General features: G+C 69.2%; 13 protein-coding genes and 8 pseudogenes. 14 read left to right on the top strand and 7 right to left on the bottom strand.

Annotation, left to right across the window (positions count from 1 at the left end; genetic code table 11):
- Positions 1-49: 49 nt before the first annotated feature.
- Positions 50-370 (bottom strand): cupin domain-containing protein, encoded by a 321-nt coding sequence (locus ACFQJD_RS12940; protein WP_379798739.1) that lies wholly within the window; start codon positions 368-370, stop codon positions 50-52.
- A 112-nt stretch (positions 371-482) separates the two neighbouring features.
- On the opposite strand from ACFQJD_RS12940, the gene ACFQJD_RS12935 reads away from it, so the two are divergent.
- The 6 genes and pseudogenes from ACFQJD_RS12935 to ACFQJD_RS12910 all read left to right on the top strand — a co-directional run bounded on the left by ACFQJD_RS12935 (position 483) and on the right by ACFQJD_RS12910 (position 6,425).
- Positions 483-1,286, top strand: a complete 804-nt coding sequence (locus ACFQJD_RS12935; RefSeq protein ID WP_379798738.1) for a DUF63 family protein — start codon at positions 483-485, stop codon at positions 1,284-1,286.
- Positions 1,287-1,336: 50 nt separating this feature from the next.
- Positions 1,337-2,205: pseudogene (locus ACFQJD_RS12930) on the top strand (carbohydrate kinase family protein).
- A 333-nt stretch (positions 2,206-2,538) separates the two neighbouring features.
- Positions 2,539-2,976 carry a hypothetical protein gene (locus ACFQJD_RS12925; protein WP_379798737.1) on the top strand — a complete coding sequence of 146 codons (438 nt, stop codon included), beginning with the start codon at positions 2,539-2,541 and terminating at the stop codon, positions 2,974-2,976.
- A 44-nt stretch (positions 2,977-3,020) separates the two neighbouring features.
- The gene (locus ACFQJD_RS12920) at positions 3,021-3,746 is read left to right on the top strand and encodes a nucleoside phosphorylase (RefSeq protein WP_379798736.1); all 726 of its coding nucleotides are present in this window, start codon (positions 3,021-3,023) and stop codon (positions 3,744-3,746) included.
- Between the two features lie 2 nt (positions 3,747-3,748).
- Complete coding sequence (locus ACFQJD_RS12915; protein ID WP_379798734.1) at positions 3,749-5,143, top strand: universal stress protein; 1,395 nt, start codon at positions 3,749-3,751, stop codon at positions 5,141-5,143.
- 78 nt (positions 5,144-5,221) lie between these two features.
- Positions 5,222-6,425: pseudogene (locus tag ACFQJD_RS12910) on the top strand (potassium channel family protein).
- A 5-nt stretch (positions 6,426-6,430) separates the two neighbouring features.
- Here the strand turns inward: ACFQJD_RS12910 and ACFQJD_RS12905 are convergent.
- Together ACFQJD_RS12905 and ACFQJD_RS12900 are read right to left on the bottom strand one after the other, a co-directional pair.
- Positions 6,431-7,510, bottom strand: a complete 1,080-nt coding sequence (locus ACFQJD_RS12905) for a hypothetical protein (RefSeq protein WP_379798732.1) — start codon at positions 7,508-7,510, stop codon at positions 6,431-6,433.
- A gap of 48 nt (positions 7,511-7,558) precedes the next feature.
- Positions 7,559-8,838, bottom strand: a pseudogene (locus ACFQJD_RS12900) (sodium:calcium antiporter).
- A gap of 125 nt (positions 8,839-8,963) precedes the next feature.
- On the opposite strand from ACFQJD_RS12900, the gene ACFQJD_RS12895 reads away from it, so the two are divergent.
- Entirely contained in the window at positions 8,964-9,239 is a 276-nt protein-coding gene (locus ACFQJD_RS12895; protein ID WP_379798730.1) for a ubiquitin-like small modifier protein 1, read from the top strand.
- A 36-nt stretch (positions 9,240-9,275) separates the two neighbouring features.
- On the opposite strand, the gene ACFQJD_RS12890 is transcribed toward ACFQJD_RS12895, so the two are convergent.
- Positions 9,276-10,112 (bottom strand): ubiquinol-cytochrome c reductase iron-sulfur subunit, encoded by an 837-nt coding sequence (locus ACFQJD_RS12890; RefSeq protein WP_379798728.1) that lies wholly within the window; start codon positions 10,110-10,112, stop codon positions 9,276-9,278.
- Positions 10,113-10,212: 100 nt separating this feature from the next.
- Positions 10,213-11,005 (bottom strand): annotated as a pseudogene (locus ACFQJD_RS12885) (aldo/keto reductase).
- Between the two features lie 140 nt (positions 11,006-11,145).
- Here ACFQJD_RS12885 and pyrG point away from each other — a divergent pair.
- From pyrG to ACFQJD_RS12855, 6 genes and pseudogenes are all read left to right on the top strand, one after another.
- Positions 11,146-12,755 (top strand): annotated as a pseudogene (pyrG, locus tag ACFQJD_RS12880) (glutamine hydrolyzing CTP synthase); the annotation flags it as partial.
- A gap of 34 nt (positions 12,756-12,789) precedes the next feature.
- Entirely contained in the window at positions 12,790-13,707 is a 918-nt protein-coding gene (guaA, locus tag ACFQJD_RS12875; protein WP_379798726.1) for a glutamine-hydrolyzing GMP synthase, read from the top strand.
- Positions 13,704-14,022, top strand: a pseudogene (locus ACFQJD_RS12870) (CTP synthetase). Before guaA ends, ACFQJD_RS12870 begins: the two are co-directional and overlap by 4 nt.
- Before the next feature lie 119 nt (positions 14,023-14,141).
- Complete coding sequence (locus tag ACFQJD_RS12865) at positions 14,142-14,795, top strand: hypothetical protein (RefSeq protein ID WP_379798724.1); 654 nt, start codon at positions 14,142-14,144, stop codon at positions 14,793-14,795.
- Between the two features lie 357 nt (positions 14,796-15,152).
- Positions 15,153-15,787 (top strand): annotated as a pseudogene (deoC, locus tag ACFQJD_RS12860) (deoxyribose-phosphate aldolase).
- 120 nt (positions 15,788-15,907) lie between these two features.
- Positions 15,908-17,158, top strand: a complete 1,251-nt coding sequence (locus ACFQJD_RS12855; protein WP_379798722.1) for a tRNA (N(6)-L-threonylcarbamoyladenosine(37)-C(2))-methylthiotransferase — start codon at positions 15,908-15,910, stop codon at positions 17,156-17,158.
- A gap of 602 nt (positions 17,159-17,760) precedes the next feature.
- Here the strand turns inward: ACFQJD_RS12855 and ACFQJD_RS12850 are convergent.
- Positions 17,761-18,717 (bottom strand): cation diffusion facilitator family transporter, encoded by a 957-nt coding sequence (locus tag ACFQJD_RS12850; protein WP_379798720.1) that lies wholly within the window; start codon positions 18,715-18,717, stop codon positions 17,761-17,763.
- 89 nt (positions 18,718-18,806) lie between these two features.
- On the opposite strand from ACFQJD_RS12850, the pseudogene ACFQJD_RS12845 reads away from it, so the two are divergent.
- Positions 18,807-19,903, top strand: a pseudogene (locus ACFQJD_RS12845) (AI-2E family transporter).
- Here ACFQJD_RS12845 and ACFQJD_RS12840 read toward each other — a convergent pair.
- On the bottom strand, positions 19,900-20,436 hold the full coding sequence (locus ACFQJD_RS12840; RefSeq protein ID WP_379798718.1) for an HIT family protein: 537 nt from the start codon (positions 20,434-20,436) through the stop codon (positions 19,900-19,902). The pseudogene ACFQJD_RS12845 and the gene ACFQJD_RS12840 sit on opposite strands and share 4 nt — an antisense overlap.
- Between the last annotated feature and the right edge of the window lie 293 nt (positions 20,437-20,729).

Genomic DNA, 20,729 nt, shown 5'->3' with positions numbered 1-20,729 from the left:
CCGTCGCCTATGGGGGTTGCGACGGTGGCAACGAAATCCGGTGTGGCGGTCAGGGCAGCGGACAGAGACTCGCCGTGAAGACGGCGACCTCGTCCGTCTCGTTTCGCGCGCCGTGGTCGACGCCGCGTTCGTGCATCGCGACGCCCGGCGCGTCGACCGCCTCCGTCTCGTCGCCCTGGATCACCGTGACGGTGCCCGAGAGGACGTGGAAGACGTTCGTGCTGTCGGCGTGTTCGTGCGCGGGGAGTTCCGCCCCCGGTCCCAGCGCGAACGCCTTCACGAGGACGTCGTCGGTCACGGCGAGTTCCGTGCTGACGACTTCCTCCGGATCGGGGTCCAGTTCCGCCGCCGCGAGTCGGTCGAGGGTCATGCCCGTCCCCTCGCGGGCCGGCGTCTTAATCGTGGCGTCGGGCCGGACTCGACCGCCGCGTCGGGCCGGACTCGAACGCAAGGCTTTCCACGGGGCCGGACGCCGTCTCCGTATGGTCCTGCCGGAGGGGTTCGCGCTCCCGCCGCTTCCGTATCTCCTCGCCTTGCTCGTCGGCCTCGGCGGCGTCGTCGTCGCCCTCGCCCGCGAGCGGCCGGCCGTCACCGACCGGGTCGTCGTCGCGTTCGCGCCCTGGATGGTCGCCGGGTCGGCCGTCCACGTCCTCTACGTGCTGGGCGTCCTCCCCGCCTCCCTCCGACCGCTGGCGGGGACGCCCTCGGTGTACGCCTCCGTCGCCGTCGTCGCCGGCGCGGTGTGGGTCGGCGCGAACGCGACGCGCCACGACGCCGCGACGGCAATCGCCGCCGCGGGCGTCGTCGCCGCCCTCCCGCCCCTCGCCGCCGCCCTCTCGATCGGCCTGCACCGGGGGACGCTCCGCCTGTTCTGGCCGGGCGTCGGCCTCGTCGTCGCCCTCTCGATCGCCGGCGCGACGTGGACGGCCCTGACGCGGCTTCGCCCCGCCGTTCGGGTGACAGACGGCGTCGGCGTCCTCGCCGTCGTCGCTCACGCCCTCGACGGCGTCTCGACGGCCGTCGGCGTCGACGTCCTCGGCTTCGGCGAGCGAACGCCGCTCTCGCGTGTCATCATCGAGTTCGCGGCCGGACTCCCCACCGCCGACGTCGTCGGGTCGACGTGGCTGTTCGTCCTCGTGAAACTCGCCCTCGCCTCGCTGCTCGTCGTCTGGCTCGCCGACTACGTCCGCGAGGACCCGACCGAGGGCCGGTTGCTCCTGGGCTTCGTCGCTGCGGTCGGTCTCGGCCCCGGGGCTCACAATCTGATTCTGTTCTCCGTCGCCTGAGCGACCGCTCACCGGCGGGATTTTTGGCGATCTCCCCCGACTCCCTTCCCATGAGTCGCGTCATCTGCGCCGGCCACGTCAACTGGGACGTCACGCTCCGCGTGGACCGCCTCCCGGTCACCGACGGGGAGGCGCGCATCGAGGCGCAGACGACCGGCGGCGGCGGGAGCGCGGCCAACGTCGCGGCGACCCTCTCCGGACTCGACGTGTCGGCGTCGCTCCTCGGGAGCGTCGGCACCGACGACCGCGGCCGCGCAGCACGAGACGACCTGACCGACGCCGGCGTCGACTGCACGCACGTCGTCGAGGTGGCCGACGCCCCGACGACGGTGAAGTATCTCGTCGTCGACCGGGCGGGCGAGGTGATGGTGTTCGGGAGCGACGGTGCGAACGAGCGGTTCGAGGCGTCGGCGCTCCCCGATCGGACCTCGCGGCCGCCGACCACCTCCACCTGACGAGCCAGGCCCCGGAGACGGCGGCCGAACTCGCCCGCCGCGCGAACGACGCGGGCGTCGGCGTGAGTTTCGACCCCGGGCGACGCATCCGCGACCGCGACTACGCGGCGACGTTGCGCGCGGCGGACTTCCTCTTGCTCAACCGCCAGGAAGCCAGCGTCGCGCTGGAGACGGTCCCGAGCGTTTCCGAGGGCGTCCTCGTGGTCAAACGCGGGGCCGACGGCGCGGAGGTCCGGACGCCCGAACGGACGTACACGCACCCCGGCTTCGACGTCGACGTAGCGGACACGACGGGCGCGGGCGACGCCTTCGCCGCCGGGTTCGTCGCCGCCCGCGTCGACGGCAGGGAGTATGACCGGGCGCTCGCGGTGGCGAACGCCTGCGGTGCGCTCGCGACGACGCGAGTGGGCGCGCGCGTCTCGATCGACCGGGACGCCGTCGAGGCGTTGCTGTCGAGCGACTGATCGGGCGGGAGTCCGGTTCGCGCGATGCCAACTAATATAACAGTTCGCTGGCAACACCGGATCGATGCGCCCTGACGCGTCCTCCCTCCACACGGCAGTCGCAACGGCCGTCTCCTCCTCACGACCGCCCTCGCGCGGACCGCCTCCCTACTCGGGACGGCGGCGCGCTGGCTCCGACGAGCGCTCCGACTGACGTGGCGTCGGGGTCGCTCGCTCGCGGCGACGAGCGGGTCGCGAACGCGCCGCCTGCTCGGTGGTCCCGTCAAACGGGTCGTCACCGGCCCCGTCCGAACCGGGCTTCTCGGCAGGCGGCCGGATCTGTCGCTCCTCGCGGTGCTCGTAGCCCCGCTGCTTGCCCTCGGGACCGCCTGGTGGGTCGGGACGAGCGTCGGCTACGCCGCGCTCGAAGGGTGGGTTCGCGGGACCTGGAACGGGACGAACCCCTCTCTCGTCGTCTTCCTCGCCGTCGCCCTCCTCGTCGGACTGGGGGCCGTGAGCGCCGCGCGCAACTCGGGGCTTCTCCCCACCACGCTCCTCGTTTCGGCACCCGTCTTCGGTGCGGCCGTCACGCGCTACGGCACCGAAGTCACCTACTCGTGGGGGACGGCCGTCGTCTCGCTGCCCGACGCCGTCGGCGTCGCGACGGCCGTCGCGTTCGGTTTCGGCGTCCCGATCGCGGTCTGTAGCTTCCTCGTCGGGATCGCGATCCGGCGCGTCCTCGCCGTCTTCGACTACCGATCCGGGCCGCCGTCGGACCCCGACCGCGTCTGAGTCGGACGACACAATTTATACTCGCGGCCGGGCGACGTGGACGTATGTCGAAGCAGCCTCACCTCCTCCTGGCGGACGGCGACCCCAACGACGTGGCACTGCTGCCGGGCGACCCCGGTCGAGTCGACCGAATCGCCGGCCACTGTGACGACGTCGTCGAGCTCTCGCACAACCGCGAGTACAAGGTGGTCAACGCCACCTACGAGGGGACCGACCTCACGCTCTGTTCGACGGGCATCGGCTGTCCGTCGGCCGCCATCGCCGTGGAGGAACTCGCGAACGTGGGCGTCGAGACGTTCCTCCGCGTCGGGACGACGGGCGCGCTCCAGCGCGAGATCGACGTCGGCGACATGGTCGTCGCCACCGGCGCGGCCAAAGAGGAGGGGACGACCGAGCGCTACGAGCGCCAGACGTATCCGGCCGTCCCCGACTTCGCGGCGCTGCGAGCGCTCGTCGACGCCGCAGAGGACAACGGCGAGGACGTCCACGTCGGCCCCGTCGTCACCGACGACGCCTTCTACGCCGAGGACGACTACGTCGACGACTGGGAGGAAGCCGGGCTGCTGGCCATCGAGATGGAAGCCGCGTCGCTGTTCTCGCTCGCTCGCCGCCGCGGGCTCCGTGCGGGCGCGATCTGTACCGTCGACGGCAACCTCGTGAAAGGGACCCAGAAGGGGGCCGACGGCGACGAGGAGTTACCGGCGAAGGCGCGAAACAACGTCGAGCGGATGATCCGGATCGGGCTCGACGCCGTGACGGCCCTCGCCTGAGGATGCTCGACCGGGTGGTCGCCCGCCTCGTCGGAATCCTGCGTCGCCTGCGTCGCGTCGAGCGGCGTGAATTCGCGGCGTTCAGCCGCTGGATCGAGAACACGAACAACCTCCTCCACCTGACCGTCGTGGTGGCCGTCCCCCTCCTCATCGCCTTCGTCACGTTCGTCGCCAACACCCTGGAGGAACTCTCCTTTCTCCTCTTCCCGCCGCTGGCGTCCGGAACGTACACGCTCTTTTCCGATCCCGAGGGGCAGTACGCCTCGCCGGTGAAGTTCGTCGTCGGTCTCACCGTCGGGGCGGTGTGCGGGTGGATCGCGCTCGCCGTGACCACGATGGTCTACGGGCCGCCCTCGATGATCCACCCCGAGAGCGCCGCGCTCTCGATTTTCCTCGCCGGCGTGGCGACGTGGGCGCTGGACGTCGAGGAGCCGTCGGCGTTCTCCTCCGCGCTGCTCGTCCTCGTCATCGGCCCGGGTCGGGGTGCGACCCTCTTCGGGGCGTCCGTCTCGGGAGCCACCGTCTACGTCCTCAGCGTCGCCCTCTCGACGGCGCTCGTCGCCGCCGTCTTCACCGTCTGGCGGGAGACGTTCTACGAGCGGCGGGCGCAGTACCTCTACGACACCGCCCGCGGCGACGACCACGTCCTCGTCCCGATGCGGGGCGAGACGGCCGAGGTGACGGCCGTCTTCGCCGCGCGTCTCGCCGCCGCCCACGAGGCCGGGAAGGTGGTCCTCCTCGACGTCGCGCCGGAGTCGAACGCGGACGCCGACGCCGGGGAGGCCGCCACCCGCCTCGAAGCCACCGCCCGAACGATCCGCACGCAGGTCGGCGTCCCCTGCGAGGTGGTCGTCGCCCGCGGCGATCCCGTCCCGACCACCATCGAGACGGTCCGCAACGCCAACTGCGACCTCGTGATCACGCCGTACGAGGAGGACCGGGGCCTGCTCTCGCAGTACGTCCGCGGCGTCTTCGAGAGCCCCGTCGACGCCGTCGCCTTCCGGTCGACCACGGGGCGGCGACGCTGGAAGCGCGTCCTCGTGACGGTGGCCCGCCCCGGCGACACCGCCCACGCGATGCTCGACTTCGCCGCCCGCCTCGTCGGCCGGTCCGGAACCGTGAGCGTCTGTACGTGCATCGACCGGGAGGTCGAGCGCCGCCCGGCCGAGAAACGCCTCGCCGACCTCGCGGAGACGGTCGACGTCGACGTCGAGACGCGGGTCGCTCGGTCGGAGGTGACGGAGTTCATCGACGCGAACGCCGGCGGCTACGACCTGCTCGTCGTCGGGTCGAGCCGAGAGCGGTCGAGGGCGTCGCGGTTCGTCTCGCCGCCCACGTTCGAACGCCTGCACGACGTCGCCTGCGACGTGGCCGTCGTCGATCGCGGCCGACCGTAGGGGCCTCGCTCGCCGACGGAGCGGCGACGTGGCGGACTCCCCGACAGCGGTTTATCGGTCGCCCGAGATGACTCGGGTATGGCGTCTCTGCCAATCGAAATCGTCTACGGCCTCTACCTTGGCGTTCTCACGGGCATCATCCCCGCGCTCGTCTCGTGGACGTTCGGCTTCGTGTTCAAGTACGTCACCGGCGTGACGGTGCCGGCGCTCGCCGTCGTCGTCCTCGCCGTCGCCCTCGCCGGCGTCAACGGCGGCTTGCTGGCGCTGAACGATCCGACGTTCACCGGGTCCGAGGACCGCGTCCGACTGAGCGTGGCGCTCATCGTCGTCCTCATGGGGTCACTGTACGCACACAGCGCCGGCGACAGGATGGGCGCGTCGCTGCCGCGACGCCTCTCGCTCAAGCGGTTCACCGAACGGACGCTCTCGACGGACGTGGTCGAACTCGTCGGCGGGCGCGGACAGGTCCGCGTGACTGTCACGGGCGACGTCGGCGACATCGAGGGGTATCCGCCGATTCCCGCGGACCTGCGCGAGGAACTCAAATCGGGGTCGTGGACCTTTCCGGCCGACGTCCCCCTGGCGGAGCTGGAGACGCGGGTGGCCGACCGCCTCCGGACCGAGTACGACCTCGCGGACGTCTCGGTCACCCTCGACGAACGCGCGCGGGCGACGGTGGCCGCCGCGCCCCCGTCGGCGGCCTCTCGAAGCGCGTCCCGCCCGGCAAGCGCGGCGTCTCGGTGTCGGCGCTCGTCCCGACAGGGCTCGACCGCGGCGAGAAGGTGACGGTATCGACCGCCGATCGCGTGGTCTCAGGGGAGGTCCTTGGCGTGAAAATCGCCGACAGCGACGGCGAGGCCGGGGTCGAAACGCCTTCGGCTGCGGACGTCGAGTCGCCCCCGCGCGCGACGTCGTCGGTGGCGAGGGGCGAGTGACCGTCGCCGTCGCCGCCGCGGACGCGGAGGCGCTCCTCGGGGCCACCCAGTCCCGGTTGGTCGTCCGGTCGCGCGGGACGCGCCGGGAGTACGAACTCATCTCCCTGCTCCGACGGGCGGGCAACCGCGTCCGGAAGTACACGCTCCGCGAGGGCGGGGCGCTCGACGGGACGACCCTCGGCGACGCGAGCGTCCGCGACACGTACGGAGTGGTGATACTCGCCGTCCGACACGGCGACCGCTGGCAGTTCGCCCCGCGCGGGTCGCAGGAACTGGCGGGCGGCGACGAACTGTTCGCCGTCGGAACGCGCGAGGATCTCACGGCGTTCGCGGAGGCGGCCGCATGACCCCGCTACAACTCCCCGTCGACGCGGCGCTGATCCGGCCCGTGCTCCGGATTATCGGCTTCGCCGCCGGGTCGTTTCTGACCGCGGCGCTCGCGGCGTTGGCGTATCGCTGGTACGTCCGGATGCGGATCCCGGTCACGCTCTCGGTGCTGTTCGGCGTCAGCGCGGCGGCGGCGTATCTCAACACGATGGGGATGTTCGGCGCGCTCCTCGGCGGCGAGACGGGCATCTTCGCGCCGGAACGGACGCTGTTCAACGTCCTCGCACTCGGGGTCGCGACGCTGGCCGCTCCCGCCGGGCAGTCGGTCGGCGACCGAATCGCGACCAGCGTCTTCGCCGTCGCCGGCGCTCGCGAACTCGACGTCGAGGTGAGCCGACTCGTCCGATCGGTCGGCCGCATCACCGCCGTTACGCTTCCGGACGACGTCGAAGACATCGAGGGGTACGACCCGGTCGACGAGGAGACCAAGGAGGCGCTGCGCGGCAAGACGCTCATCTTCCCGCGGCGACAGACCGTCGCCGAACTCCGGACCCGTCTCACCACCCGGCTGAAAGACGACTACGACGTCGGTCACGTCGACGTGGAGGTGGACGCGGACGGGACGGTGACGTATCTCGCCGTGGGGAGCCGAGCGACGGGAATCGGACAGACGCTCGCCCCCGGCGCGGTGGCCGTCGCGGTCCGCGCCGACCCGTCGGGTTCGGCGAGTCCGGGCGACCTCGTGCAGGTGTGGCGGACCGACCCCACGCCGACGCGGGTGGTCACGGCGGAACTCCGGGCGACGACCGACGACGTGTCGACGCTCGTCGTCGACGAAGTCGAGGCGACGAAACTCGATCCGGAGACCCGGTATCGGCTGGTGACGCTGCCCGCGGAACCACAGGCCGACCGCGAGTTCGCCTCGTTGCTCCGGACGGCCGACGAGACGATGGGCGTCGTCCGGATCCGCGAAGGGAGCGCGCTCGACGGCGCGGCCGTCGGATCGCTCGATACGACGGTGGCGGCGATCCGCCCCGAGGGCGGGTCCGTCGAGCCGCCCCTCTCGGTCGCGGGCGCTCACGCCCGGCGACGAGCTGTACGTCATCGCACGCCCCGAGACGCTCCGGGAACTCGACTCCGGGAGGTCGGAGCGTTAATCCGCCGGCGGCGATTCCGCACCGGAGAGCTGATCGCGCACCTGATCGACGACGCGCGGGAGATGGCGGCGTCGCGCGACGAGGAGAGCGACGCCGAGAACGACGTAGAGGCCGCTGTAGAGGAGCAGCCCTTCGTACTGCTGGAACGCCGGGTAGAACTGCGCCAGGAAGAGGCCGAGGAGCGCGACCGCCTCACGGATGCTGATGGAGAAATCGAGCAGGAGCGTGACGGCGAAGAAGCTCTGGGCGGCCGTGAGCCAGATTTCGCCCGCCTGTTTCTGGCTGAACGAGAGGACGTCGTAGGAACCCAGCGAGATGCTGTAGACGACGACGAGGGTTCCGATGAGGAGCGTCCACTGGTTGAGCTTCGACGAGATGAGCGCGTTGAACGACGCCGTCGTCCGGGCCTTGCGAACGAGGTAGGCGGTGGCGATGAACTCCGGGCTCTCGCTGGCCATCGGTGCCACCCACTGGACCATGAAAAACGACGAGACGCCGAGTTGGGGGCCAAGCGTCTCGAGCCCTTTCGCGAACGGCTTGACCGCGAAGAGAATCACGAACGTCGCGTACGCGAACATGGCGAGGATCGCGGTGACGCGACGCGAGCGCGTGAACTCCTGGATGTAGCCGGGGACGCCGAGGTGGAGTTCCTCGCCCGCTTCGCCGCGGAAGATGACGTAGATGTACGCGCCGTAGAGGCCGACGAGGAACGCGGCGTCGACGGCGTCGATGCCGCCGTTCAGGGGGATGAGAAACGCGTACGCCGTGGCGACGCCCAGAAACAGGATCTCGATGCCGATCCGGGGTTCGAGTTCGACCGCGTCGGCGAGGATTCCTCGCGCTCGACGACGGCTTCGTCTTTCACCCGCGTCGCCCGGTAGATGGCGTAGAGGGCGATCCCCGACCAGCCGAGGCCGACGAGGATGCGGTTGGCACCGGTCATGTTGGCGACGGCCAGATCGGCGGCCATCCGCGAGGCCGCCGACCCGGGGTCGGCTCCGGCTTCCCACGCGTAGAGGGCGTCGACGGCGTACTCCGGTGCGACGGCGATGACCGCGAGGACGGCGAGCGCGAACGACCGGGGCACGTCTTTCTCGGCCGTTTCGGCCGCCCACGTGAGGACGAACGCGGCCCCGAGTACGGCGACTCCGCTGGTCGCGATGACGGCCGGCGTCGACAGGGCGGTCGTCCTGCCGGTCAGTCGGACGATCACCCACGGGAGTGTGAGCACGACGACGAGACCCAACGCAGTGAGCGGATGGCGAAACAGCCTCATAACTTCCCGTTCGGCCCGTCGGTTGTAAGGTGTTTGGCCGATCCGACGCCGCGCCGTCGCTCGCGGGACGGTCGATTTCCGCCGGAGTCACAACCCTCTTTGGAACCGCCACGCGAGTCACACACATGGACTGGAAGCTGTTTGCCGACCTCGCCGAAACCGCCGGCGGTCGCGAGGTGAGCGTCGACGTCGAACCGGACGCAACGGTGGGCGACGCGCTCGACGCCCTCCTTTCGGCCTACCCGGAACTCGAAGACCGCGTCCTCGACGAGTCGGGGTCGCTCCGCGACCACATCAACGTCCTCAGAAACGGTGAGAACGTTCACAACGCGGCCGGCCTGGAGACGACGCTCGAAGCCGGCGACGAGCTCGCGCTGTTCCCGCCGGTCAGCGGCGGGTGACGCGGCGTACGGCGGTCCGCGCGGGAACGAAGGAGATCAGTCGGGGCGCGGACGCGCCGTGAACAGCGTCTGGACGACCGAGTACGGGTCGTAGGTCGACTGGTGACACTGGCAGTAGACCTCGTTCGAGGCGTCGAACTTCGCGGCCGATTCGGTCTGCTTGTAGCCCGGGACACAGCAGAAGTGGGTGCATTTGTTCAGCCACGCGATGAAGCCCTCCTGCGTGCTGGCCTGGAGCCACTCGTCGTCCTGCGCTGCCTCCTCGACCTGCGTGCTGCGGACGACCTGGATCGGGATGACGTCCGAGGCGTCCTGCGACCGCCACGTTCCGGTCGCGGGCTTCCCGAGGCCGGCCTGCCCGATGCCGTTGCCCCACTCCTCGTAGTTCGAGAAGTCGTCGACGTGGAACCGGTCGCCCTGGCTCTTGGCGTTCTGCTGCCAAGTGTAGGCCGGACTCGACCCCGACCGGAAGTAGTTGTCACTCTCGTAGCTGGGCTGGATCCCCTGGTACCCCTCGACGCCGCAGTACTGGAACCACTCCGAGGAGTAGGTCGACCCGCCGAGGTCCATCTCGGCGACCTGAATCTGTCGTCCCCCTTGGGTGACCGTCTCCACCGAGGGCCAGATGCCCCTGATGTACCCCTCGCTGTCGATTTCGAGCGGTATCTGGGGCATCCCCCGCGGTGCCGGGCCGCCGGTGTTCTCGATCGCCCACGCCTGCGTCGCGCCGCCGCCTTTCCCGGGCGAGGTGGTGGCGCTGTTGACAACGACGGACCCGGTGGCACCGACGCCGGCGAGTGCCGCCCCTCCGACGACCCCCTTGACGAACCGTCGACGGCCGCTCTCTTCGGGGTACTTGTCGTCCTCGCTCATACTGGCCAGTTCGAGTGCGTGGCCAAAAGCGTGACGAAGTGCACGGCCCGTCCGGGGATCGGCCCCGTCCGACCCGCCGCGCTACGGCCCCCGACCCCGGTCACGCCCACGGCGCGCCGGAGAAATCGACGACGCGTTCCTCGCGGTCGACGTCGTCGATGCGGTCGACGTCCTCGGCGTCGAGTTCGAGGTCGAGCGCGCCGTAGTTCTCGCGGATGTGAGCGGGCGTCCCCGACCGCGGGATGGCGGCGACGTTCTCCTTCGACAGCAGCCACGCGAGCGACACTTGTGCGGGCGTCGCGTCGTGTTTCTCCGCGACGGCCCGTATCTCGGGGACGTCCGACACTTCGGTGCGGGCGAGGGGGCGTAGGCCACTGCCAGTAGTCCTCCGCCTGCGCGCGGGCGACCAGTTCCTCCTGCTGGAGCAGCGGATGCATCTCGACCTGGTGGGCGAACAGCGGCGCGTCGAGGCGGGAGACGGCGTCTTCGAGGAGCGTCGGGGTGAAGTTACTCAGGCCGACGTGTTCGGTGAGTCCCTCGTCGACGGCGGCGGCGAGGGCCGCGAGGGTCTCCTCGGGGTCGTAGGTGTCGAGCGGCCAGTGGACGTAGAGCAGGTCGACCGAGTCGACGCCGAGTTCGTCGACCCGTTCCCGCGCGCTCTCAAGGAAGTCGTCGTACGAGAGTCGGTCACGCCACACCTTCGTCGCCAAGAAGACGTCCTCGCGGGGGACGTCGCTCTCGGCGATGGCGCGCCCGACGTGCGCCTCGTTCTCGTACAGTTCGGCGGTGTCGACGTGGCGATACCCCACGTCGAGGGCCGTCTTCACTGCTCGCTCGCACGCTTCGGGGTCGGTCAGCCGGTACGTTCCGAAGCCGAGTCGATGAAACGACATACGCGACACCAGGCCCGCCAGTACGTCAACACCTGTGGTTTCGGCGAAGTTCGCTCCCCGTCGGCGATTCCCGTGTGACGTTGGCACTCACGGCGACGGACGCCCGAAACGGTTTTGAAGCCGTGCGGCGCACAGTCGGTATGCCGACAGAACCCGACACGGGGTACGACCCCGAACTGGGGCGAAAGTTCATTTTCGTAACGGGGGTGTGATGTCCGGGCTCGGCAAAGGGATAACCGCTGCCAGCACCGGACGACTCCTCTCTAACGCCGGGTTCGACGTGACCGCGGTGAAGATCGACCCGTATCTGAACGTCGACGCCGGAACGATGAACCCCTACCAGCACGGCGAGGTGTACGTGTTGAAAGACGGGGGCGAGGTGGACCTGGATCTGGGGAACTACGAACGGTTCCTCGGGACCGACATGACCTCGGACCACAACGTCACCACCGGAAAGACGTACAAACACGTCATCGAGAAGGAACGCGCCGGGGACTACCTGGGCAAGACGGTCCAGATCATCCCCCACATCACCGACGACATCAAGCGGCGCATCCGCGAGGCCGCCGACGGGACCGACGTCTGCATCGTCGAAGTCGGCGGCACCGTCGGCGACATCGAGGGGATGCCCTATCTCGAAGCCCTCCGGCAGTTCGCCCACGAGGAAGAGGAGGGGGACGTCCTCTTTACGCACGTGACGCTGGTGCCGTACTCGAAAAACGGCGAGCAGAAGACCAAACCCACCCAGCACAGCGTGAAGGAACTCCGGAGCATCGGCCTCCAACCCGACGTTCTCGTCGGCCGGTGTCCCGACCCGCTCGAACCGCACACCAAGGAGAAAATCGCGCTGTTCTGTGACGTCCCCACGGACGCCGTCTTCTCGAACCCCGACGTCGAGGACATCTACCACGTCCCCCTCGTCGTCGAGGAGGAGGGTCTCGACGAATACGTGATGGAGCGCCTGAACCTCGCTTCGGAGGCGCTCCCGACGGCCGAACGCGACAGCCGCTGGCGCGAACTCGTCACGCGCGACCGCCACGGGAGCGTCGACATCGCGCTCGTCGGGAAATACGACCTCGAAGACGCCTACATGTCCGTCCACGAGGCGCTGAAACACGCCGGAATCGAGCGACAGGTCGACGTGAACGTCAGGTGGGTCAACTCCGATCAGATGCAGGACGAACACGCGAGTCGCCTGCGCGACGCCGACGGCGTCGTCGTGCCCGGCGGCTTCGGCTCTCGGGGCACGAAAGGCAAAATCGAGGCCATCCGCTACGCCCGCGAGAACGACGTACCGTTTCTCGGCCTCTGTCTCGGCTTCCAGATGGCGGTCGTCGAATACGCGCGGCACGTCCTCGGACTGGAGGGGGCCCACTCGGCCGAAATCGACGAGGAGACGCCCCATCCCGTCATCGACCTCCTCCCCGAACAGTACGATCTCGACGACCTCGGCGGGACGATGCGCCTCGGCGCGCACACGACCGAAATCCTGTCCGACACGCTCGCCCACGACGTCTACGACGCCGGCACCTGTACGGAGCGCCACCGCCACCGCTACGAGGTGAACCCCGAGTACATCGACGACCTCGAAGCCGGCGACCTCACCTTCTCCGGGCGCGCGGGCAACCGGATGGAGATCGTCGAGATGGAGTCGCATCCGTACTTCCTCGGGACGCAGTTCCACCCCGAGTTCCGGTCGCGTCCCGACCGCGCGAGTCCGCCGTTCGTGGGGCTGATCGACGCCATCCTCGAACGGGCCGAAGTCGAACGGGGGTGGAGGCGTAATGGTCGACGTCGAGGAGTTCATCGAGGACGCCACCGCGGAAATCGAGGCGGAGATCGGCGACGCAAACGCCATCATCGCCCTCTCTGGCGGCGTCGACTCGTCGGTCGCAGCGGCGCTCGCGTACCGCGCTATCGGCGATCAGCTCACCCCCGTCTACGTCGACACGGGCCTGATGCGCAAGGGCGAGACGGCACAGATCCGCGAGACGTTCGCCTACATGGAGAGCCTGCGCGTCGTCGAGGCACAGGAGCGCTTCCTCGACGCCCTCTCGGGCGTCACCGACCCCGAGGAGAAGCGCCACGTCATCGGCGAGCAGTTCATCCGCGAGTTCGAACGCGAGGCCCGCGAGGCCGACGCCGACTACCTCGTCCAGGGGACCATCTACCCCGACCGCATCGAGTCCGAGGGGAACATCAAATCCCACCACAACGTCGGCGGCCTGCCGGAGGTCATCGACTTCGAGGGCATCGTCGAACCCGTGCGCGACCTCTACAAGGACGAGGTGCGCGCGGTGGCCCGCGAACTCGGCCTGGAGGAGGTCGTCTCCGAGCGGATGCCCTTCCCCGGTCCCGGCCTGGCCGTCCGGGTCATCGGCGAAGTCACCGAGGAGAAACTCGACGTCGCCCGCGAGGCGTGTTACGTCGTCGAGGAGGAAGTCGAGGAACACGACCCGTGGCAGGCGTTCGCGGCGGTCATCGGGAAGGCGACGGGCGTGAAAGGCGACAACCGGGTCCACGGCTGGGTCGTCGCCGTGCGGTCGGTCGAGTCCCGCGACGGCATGACCGCCCGCGCACAGAACCTCCCGTGGGAGACGCTCCAGCGCATCCAGAGTCGCATCACCGGCGAGAACGAAACCGTCGCGCGGGTGGTCTACGACGTGACGCACAAACCGCCCGCGACCATCGAATACGAATGACGACGGCTATCGTCGCCGGCCCGGACGTGGACGGTCTCGTCTCCGAACTCGAACTGGCCGGCGTGCAGGTCACGCGCATCGAGGGCGTGGTGACGGCGGAAGTCCTCCGCGACGCCGGCATCGACGACGCCGACCTGTACGTGCTGACCGACCTCGACGAGGCGACGTCGATCCCCGTCGCCAAGGAGCTACACCCCGACGTCCGGTGGTCGTCTACAGCCGCGACTCCTCCCGGAGTTCGTCCGCGGATCGGCCGACATCGCCATGGACCCCGATCTGTTCGCGCCGGACGTGGTCGCCGAGGAACTCGCCTGACCCGACGCGCCGATCACGGTTAACTCCGTTTAATCGGGTTTTCACCCGACTCAAACCGACGAAACCCGCCTTCAAGGATTTCCCCGTTGAAGTGGCGTCGCTCCCGATGGACGAACGCGATGAACGCGACGAACCTACTCGCGGTCACGTTCGCGGTGCTCCTCGTGGGCTCCGGCGCGGCGGTCGCGGCCGGCAGCAGTTACGAGACGGGAACGGAGTCGTACGCGATGGACGCGACGCTCGACGACGGCACGGTCACGGTGGCCGTCGACCGGGGCGGATCCGGCGTCCCCGACGCCACCGTGTACGCCGACGGCGAACGCGTCGGCACCACCGGCGAGAACGGGACCGTCTCGTTCGAGACGACCGCCGCGGACGAACTCGAACTGGCCGTCGAGGGCGACGGCTTCGAAATGAACGGCGAGTTCGACGTCGAGAACGGGTCGCTCGTCCTGGAGAAAAGCGAGTTCGAACGGGACGACGCGGAGGATGAGGACGCCGACGACGAGGCCGACGACGCTGAAGACGACGAGGGCGACCACGCACGCGAGCAGAACCGGACCGAACGCGCCGACGCCGGTCCGAACGGCGACGCGTCGGCGTCCGCGAGCGCGTCGGCCGAGCGCCGCGGGCCATCGTCGGAACTCCCCGACCGGGCCTCCGACCGCGCGTCGTCCGTCCGCGACGTCGTCCGGGGCTTCCTGTCGGGCGACGTGACGAACCTCGGCGGAGTGCTGCGCGACCTCCTCGGCGGCGGCGCGGCTACCGCGTAGCGTCGCGACCCCCGACGAACCGACACCCGACTGCTGACCCCCCACCGCCGACCTGAACCCGACTGCTGACGGGCTTCCCTCCCCCACCGGGTAGATGCGACATCGAGGCACCCCTTACCCCGACGGGGAGGGACGACACGCTGTCCGCTTCCCCGGACGGCGTCCATTCTCTGTCCGCTTCCCCGGACGGCGTCCATTCTCTGTCCACTTCCCCGGACGGCGTCCGTTCCCGTCCGCTCCGCCCGGACAGGGACGAATCGGGCTCTCCCCCGTTTCGCGACGGTGGCGATTTGTCACCGGATCGCTACCGCGGTTCTCGACCCGTCAATATAACCATCCGGCCGCTAACGACCCCGTATGGATCGCGCCGACTTCGCCGCCCGCATCGACCACACCGTCCTCGGCCCGGAGACGACGGTCGGGGACGTGGAACGCCTGCTCGACGAGGCAGCGGAGTACGGGACGAACGCCTGCGTCCCGCCGTGTTACGTCGCCGAGGCGGCCGACTACGCTCCCGACGTGACGCTCGTCGCCGTCGTCGGCTTCCCCACGGACAGCACACGACGGAGACCAAACGAACCGAGGCCGTCGGTGCCTGGCGGGCCGGAGCCGACGAACTCGACGTCGTCATCAACGTCGGCCGCCTCCGCGCCGGCGAGGACGAACGAATGCGCGAGGAGCTCGCGGACGTCGTCGCCGCCGTCCCCCTGCCGGTGAAAGCCGTCGTCGAGGCGTCCCTCCTCTCGGAGTCGGAACTGCGCCGCGCCGCGGAGGCGGCCGTCGACGCCGACGCCGACTTCCTCAAAACCTCGACCGGGTTCGCCGACGGCGGCGCGACGGTCGAGGACGTCTCGGTGCTCGCCGAATATCTCCCCGTGAAAGCGAGCGGCGGGATCGGCACGTACGAGGACGCACAGGCGATGCTCTCCGCCGGCGCGGAGCGAATCGGCACGTCCAGCGGCGTCGCGGTCGTCGAGGGATTCCCCGAGTGACGTCGACGGCAGGTCTCTCGATTCGTCTCAGCGGGGCCGTCGAACGCCGGACGCCCGCTCTCGTCGCCCCGGACCGTCGCCCTTTTGCTCGCCCGCGCGCAACGTTTCCCCGACCAGCGAATGGCCCGGTACCACATCGAGACGTACGGCTGTACGTCAAACAGAGGTGAGAGCCGACAGATCGAGCGGGCGCTCCGCGACGGCGGTCACCGCCCGGCCGACGGCCCCGCCGACGCCGACGTGGCCATTCTCAACACCTGCACCGTCGTCGAGAAGACCGAACGGAACATGCTCCGCCGGGCCGAGGAGCTACAGGAGGAGACCGCGGACCTCATCGTGACGGGCTGTATGGCGCTCGCGCAGGGCGAGGAGTTCGCCGAGGCGGGCGTCGACGCGCAGGTACTCCACTGGGACGACGTGCCCGCCGCCGCGATGAACGGCGAATGCCCGACGACGACGACCGGCACCGACCCCGTGCTCGACGGCGTCGTCGGCATCCTCCCGATCGCCCGCGGCTGTATGAGCGACTGCTCGTACTGCATCACGAAGCGGGCGACCGGCAAGATCGACTCGCCTCCGATCGAGGAGAACGTCGAGAAGGCTCGGGCCCTCGTCCACGCCGGCGCGAAGGAACTCCGCATCACCGGCCAGGACACCGGCGTCTACGGCTGGGACGAGGGCGAGCGGAAACTCCACGAACTCCTCTCGCGCATCTGCGACATCGAGGGCGACTTCCGGGTGCGCGTCGGTATGGCGAACCCGAAGGGCGTCCACGGCATCCGCGAGGAACTCGCCACCGTATTCGCCGAAAACGAAAAACTCTACAACTTCATCCACATCCCGGTCCAATCGGGGTCGAACGACGTCCTCGGCGACATGCGCCGCCAGCATCAGGTGAGCGAGTTCCGCGAGGTGGTCGAGACGTTCGACGCCCGCCTCGACTACTGGACGCTCTCGACGGACTTCATCGTCGGCTTCCCCACCGAGACGGACGCCGACCACGAACTGAGCATGGACCTCCTGCGCGAGACGCGCCCGGAGAAGATCAACGTCACCCGCTTCTCGAAGCGCCCCGGCACCGACGCCGCCGAGATGAAGGGGCTCGGCGGCACGAAGAAAAAGGAGCGGTCGAAGGCGATGTCCGAACTGAAGATGGACGTCGTGGGCCAGGCGTACGGGGAGATGGTGGGCGACGTCCACGAAGTCCTCGTCGTCGAACCCGGCACCGGCGACTCCGTGAAGTGTTACGACGAGGCGTACCGGCAGGTGATCGTCCGGAACGCCGCCGAGCACGGCGTCGCCCCCGGCGACCTGCTCGACGTGGAGATCACCGGCCACAGCACCGTCTACGCCTTCGGCCGGCCGGTCTGACGTGTCCCGTTCGTTCGAGCGCCGCGTCGGCGACGCCGACTGGTGGCCGTTCGTCCGCGACGCCGGCAAGACGCTCCTCTCGGGGGTCCTGCTCCTCTGTGTTCTCTTTGCCATCACGGGCGTCTGGCCGCCCCTCGTCGCCGTCGAAAGCGGGAGTATGGCACCCAACGTTCGCACCGGCGACATGCTCGTCGTCGGCGACAGGTTCGCGTCGCCCGGGGCCGACGAGGCGGGCGTCCTCACCGCGCGTCGCGCCGCCGCGCTCGGCGCGACGCAGTTCGGGGCCCACGGCGACGTCATAGTCTTCTCGACGCCGAACCGGACTGGGCCGCCGGTCGTCCACCGGGCCGTTTTCCACGTCGCCGCGGGCGAGAACTGGTACGCGCGGGCCGACCCCGCCGCTCTCCCGGCGGGCGTCGAGAACTGTGCGGACCTGCCGAACTGCCCCGCACCGAACGCGGGGTACGTCACGAGAGGCGACGCGGCCCCGACGTACGACCAGGCGACGGGCGCGATCCCGCCGGCGGCGCGTCAGTGGGTCCGCGCCCGCGCGCTCGTTCGGATTCCGTATCTCGGCTGGATCCGACTGCTGCTCGCGGGGGTTAGTCCCGCGACGGCGGATCCGGCGGGTAGCGCGTGTGTTCGGCCGCGTGTTCGAGCAGGTGTTCCGTCTCGTCGTCCTCCTTCCACTCGTCGAGTTCCTTCGGGTCGACGTGGACGAACACGTCGTCGACGGCGTCGACGTCGCGGATGGTTCGGATGACCTCGGTCTCGATGTCGTGGGCCTCTCGCAGCGTCATGTCGCCTTCCACCTCGACGTGGAGGCTCACGTCGATCTCGGGGCCGACGTAGTGGGCGACGACGTCGTGGACGCCGCGGACCGCGTCGTGGTCGAGCGCCCGCGAGACGATCTCGGCCCGCAGGTCGTCCGGGGGCGCGCGGCCGACGAGGTAGTTGACGTTGTCGCGGACGATGTCGACACCGGTGTAGAGGATGCCGAGCGCGACGACGCCGCCGGCGATCGGATCGAGAATCGGGTAGCCGGCGGACGCGCCGACGACGCCGACCAGCGCCGCGCCCGCGGTCAGGATGTCGTTTCGGTTGTCGAGTGCGGCCGCCACTACCGCCGGCGAGCGGTGTCGGTCGCCCACGTCGAGACAGTAGCGATAGAGGAGGTACTTCGTCACCGCGGACGCGACGAGGACGGCGACGGCGGGGAGGCCGGTGGCGATGCCGTACGTGCCGGCCAGCACGGACTGGACCGCCTGCCAGAGGACGACGACGCCGGCGGCGAAGATGCCGAGCGCGACCACCAGCGAGACGAACGGCTCGATGCGCTCGTGGCCGTGCGGATGTTCGAAATCGGGCGGGCGCGTCGTCAGATAGAGGCCGGCGAGGACGACGACGCTGTAGACGGTGTCGGCGAGGCTGTTGACGGCTTCCGACCCGACGGCGAGGCTCCCGGTCTCGAGCCAGACGCCGCCCTTAGCGAGGACGAGCGCGAGATTGGCCGCGACGACGACGAGGCCGACGCGCCGGAGTGCCGCTTGCCTGTTCACGACCCCCGTTTCGGGACGGGGAGCAAAATCGCTTCGGACGGAGCCGGAAAAGTAGGAGACTTTATGGACGATCTGAAACATATCGGACTGTGAACGAGAACCGCCTCGTCGTCGCCCTGTTCGGCGTCATCGTCACTGCCCTCCTCGGATCGATCGCGTACCGGTTTATCGCCCCGCTCACCATCTCCGTCTTCCTTTACTACTCGACGCGTCGGTACTACAAGGCGCTTCGAAAGCTCCGCTTGCCCGCGCGGATCCGCGCCGTCATCGTACTGGCGTCGCTCGCCGTGCCGCTGATCCTCCTCATCAGCTACACCGTCGTCCTCCTCGTCATCGAGGCGCGGCGGTTCATCACCCGCTACTCCCTCATCGACCTCGCCGCCACACACGTCGACTGGATCGGCCGCGTCGGCACCATCCCCGAGTTCACCCTCGAAGGCATCTATCAGGCGTATCAGGCGGGTCGACTCGACGTGTTCCTCACGTTCGCCACCGAGAACGCCGCCTTCATCTCCAGTCTCGTCTCGAACTTTTTCCTCAACCTCTTCATCGTCGTCATCGTCACCTACTACCTCCTCGTCGACGGCTCGCGCATCCGCGAGTGGCTCCTCCGGTTCGACGAGGGGGCCATCATCCGGAAGTATCTCGAAGCCGTCGACGACGAACTCGAAGCCGTCCTGTTCGGGAACCTCCTGAACGTCATCGCCATCTCGCTCATCGCCGTCGGCGCATTCCGGGGTACAACGCTCTCGTCCCGACGCCCGCCCACGTGCCCTATCCGACGCTCGCGGGCGTCCTCACGGGCATCGCCAGCCTCGTCCCCGTCGTCGGGATGAAGATCGTCTACCTCCCGCTGACGGGCATCGCCGCGCTCCCGATCCTCCTCGGCGGCGACCAGTCGCTCCTCGTCTACGTCGTCGGCTTCCTCCTCGTGGCCGTCGTCGTCGTCGACACCATCCCCGACCTGCTCCTCCGGCCGCTGCTCAGCGGGGAGACGACGCACGTGGGCCTCCTGATGCTCGCGTACACGCTGGGGCCGGTCGTGCTGGGTTTCTACGGCCTCTTTTTCGCGCCGATACTGCTGGTGGTCGTGTTGACGTTCGCCCAGACGGCGCTCCCGCGGCTCCTCGGAGCCGAACCCGACGAGGGACTCCCGCGGAGCCAACTGCGCCTCGACGACTTCTAGTCGAACCGGACGGCGTCCGTCTCGGCCGTCACCGTGGCTCCCTCCAGGCCGGCGAAGGCGGCGTGGAGGTCGTCGTACGTGTCTTCGAGGGCCTCGACGATGACTTTCGTCTCGGAGACGACGGGCATGAAGTTCGTATCGCCCGACCACCGCGGCACGACGTGCGTGTGGACGTGATCGTCGATGGACCCGCCGGACGCCTCCCCGCCCAGGTTGAGGCCGGCGTTGAACGCGTCGGGGGAGAGCGAGGCCCGGAGGGCCGCGAACGTCCGCTGTTTCATCCGGGCGTGGTCGAGCAGTCGTTCGTCGTCGAGGGCGACGTACTCGCCCGTGTGATCGTACGGGATGACCATCACGTGGCCGGGGTTGTACGGGTAGTTGTTCAACAGGACGAACGTGTGTTCGCTGCGCGCGACGATGCGGTGGTCCCGGTCGGCCCCTCGCTCGGGGAGTTCACAGAACGGACAGCCGTCGACCTCGTCGCCGTCTTTCGTCACCCACTCGATCCGCCAGGGCGCGAACAGTTGGTCCATGCCCCTCCGGGGCGTCCGCACCGGCTTAGGTCTGTTCGTCGGACGCCCGTCTTGCGCGGGCGCACGGACCGCGCTCTCGCGTCTGCGTACCCGAATTAACCCGATTAAATCCGGGTTAAGCGTCGGCGGCGTTTATCGTTCGGGCGTCCGAACGCGCCGCTAATGAAAGCCGAGCATCCCGACTCCGATGCGCACCTGGAACGATGTGAACGTTGTGGCCGACAGACCCCACACACGGTTCACATCGAGATCAGGACGGAGAACCCGACGACGACCAACGCCGCGTTCTCGCG

Origin of the sequence: Haloplanus sp. GCM10025708 (assembly GCF_042663985.1) — an archaeon.
GTDB lineage: Archaea > Halobacteriota > Halobacteria > Halobacteriales > Haloferacaceae > Salinirarus > Salinirarus marinus.
The sequence above is the reverse complement of the archived record's forward strand: the minus strand, read 5'-3'. Positions and strand labels throughout refer to the sequence as shown.

Coding starts and splice junctions, on each gene's coding strand:
- ACFQJD_RS12940 (WP_379798739.1), bottom strand. CDS start 370: ATGACCCTCGACCGACTCGCGGCGGCGGAACTGGACCCCGATCCGGAG.
- ACFQJD_RS12935 (WP_379798738.1), top strand. CDS start 483: ATGGTCCTGCCGGAGGGGTTCGCGCTCCCGCCGCTTCCGTATCTCCTC.
- ACFQJD_RS12920 (WP_379798736.1), top strand. CDS start 3,021: ATGTCGAAGCAGCCTCACCTCCTCCTGGCGGACGGCGACCCCAACGAC.
- ACFQJD_RS12915 (WP_379798734.1), top strand. CDS start 3,749: ATGCTCGACCGGGTGGTCGCCCGCCTCGTCGGAATCCTGCGTCGCCTG.
- ACFQJD_RS12905 (WP_379798732.1), bottom strand. CDS start 7,510: ATGACGTACAGCTCGTCGCCGGGCGTGAGCGCCCGCGACCGAGAGGGG.
- ACFQJD_RS12895 (WP_379798730.1), top strand. CDS start 8,964: ATGGACTGGAAGCTGTTTGCCGACCTCGCCGAAACCGCCGGCGGTCGC.
- ACFQJD_RS12890 (WP_379798728.1), bottom strand. CDS start 10,112: ATGAGCGAGGACGACAAGTACCCCGAAGAGAGCGGCCGTCGACGGTTC.
- guaA (WP_379798726.1), top strand. CDS start 12,790: ATGGTCGACGTCGAGGAGTTCATCGAGGACGCCACCGCGGAAATCGAG.
- ACFQJD_RS12865 (WP_379798724.1), top strand. CDS start 14,142: ATGAACGCGACGAACCTACTCGCGGTCACGTTCGCGGTGCTCCTCGTG.
- ACFQJD_RS12855 (WP_379798722.1), top strand. CDS start 15,908: ATGGCCCGGTACCACATCGAGACGTACGGCTGTACGTCAAACAGAGGT.
- ACFQJD_RS12840 (WP_379798718.1), bottom strand. CDS start 20,436: ATGGACCAACTGTTCGCGCCCTGGCGGATCGAGTGGGTGACGAAAGAC.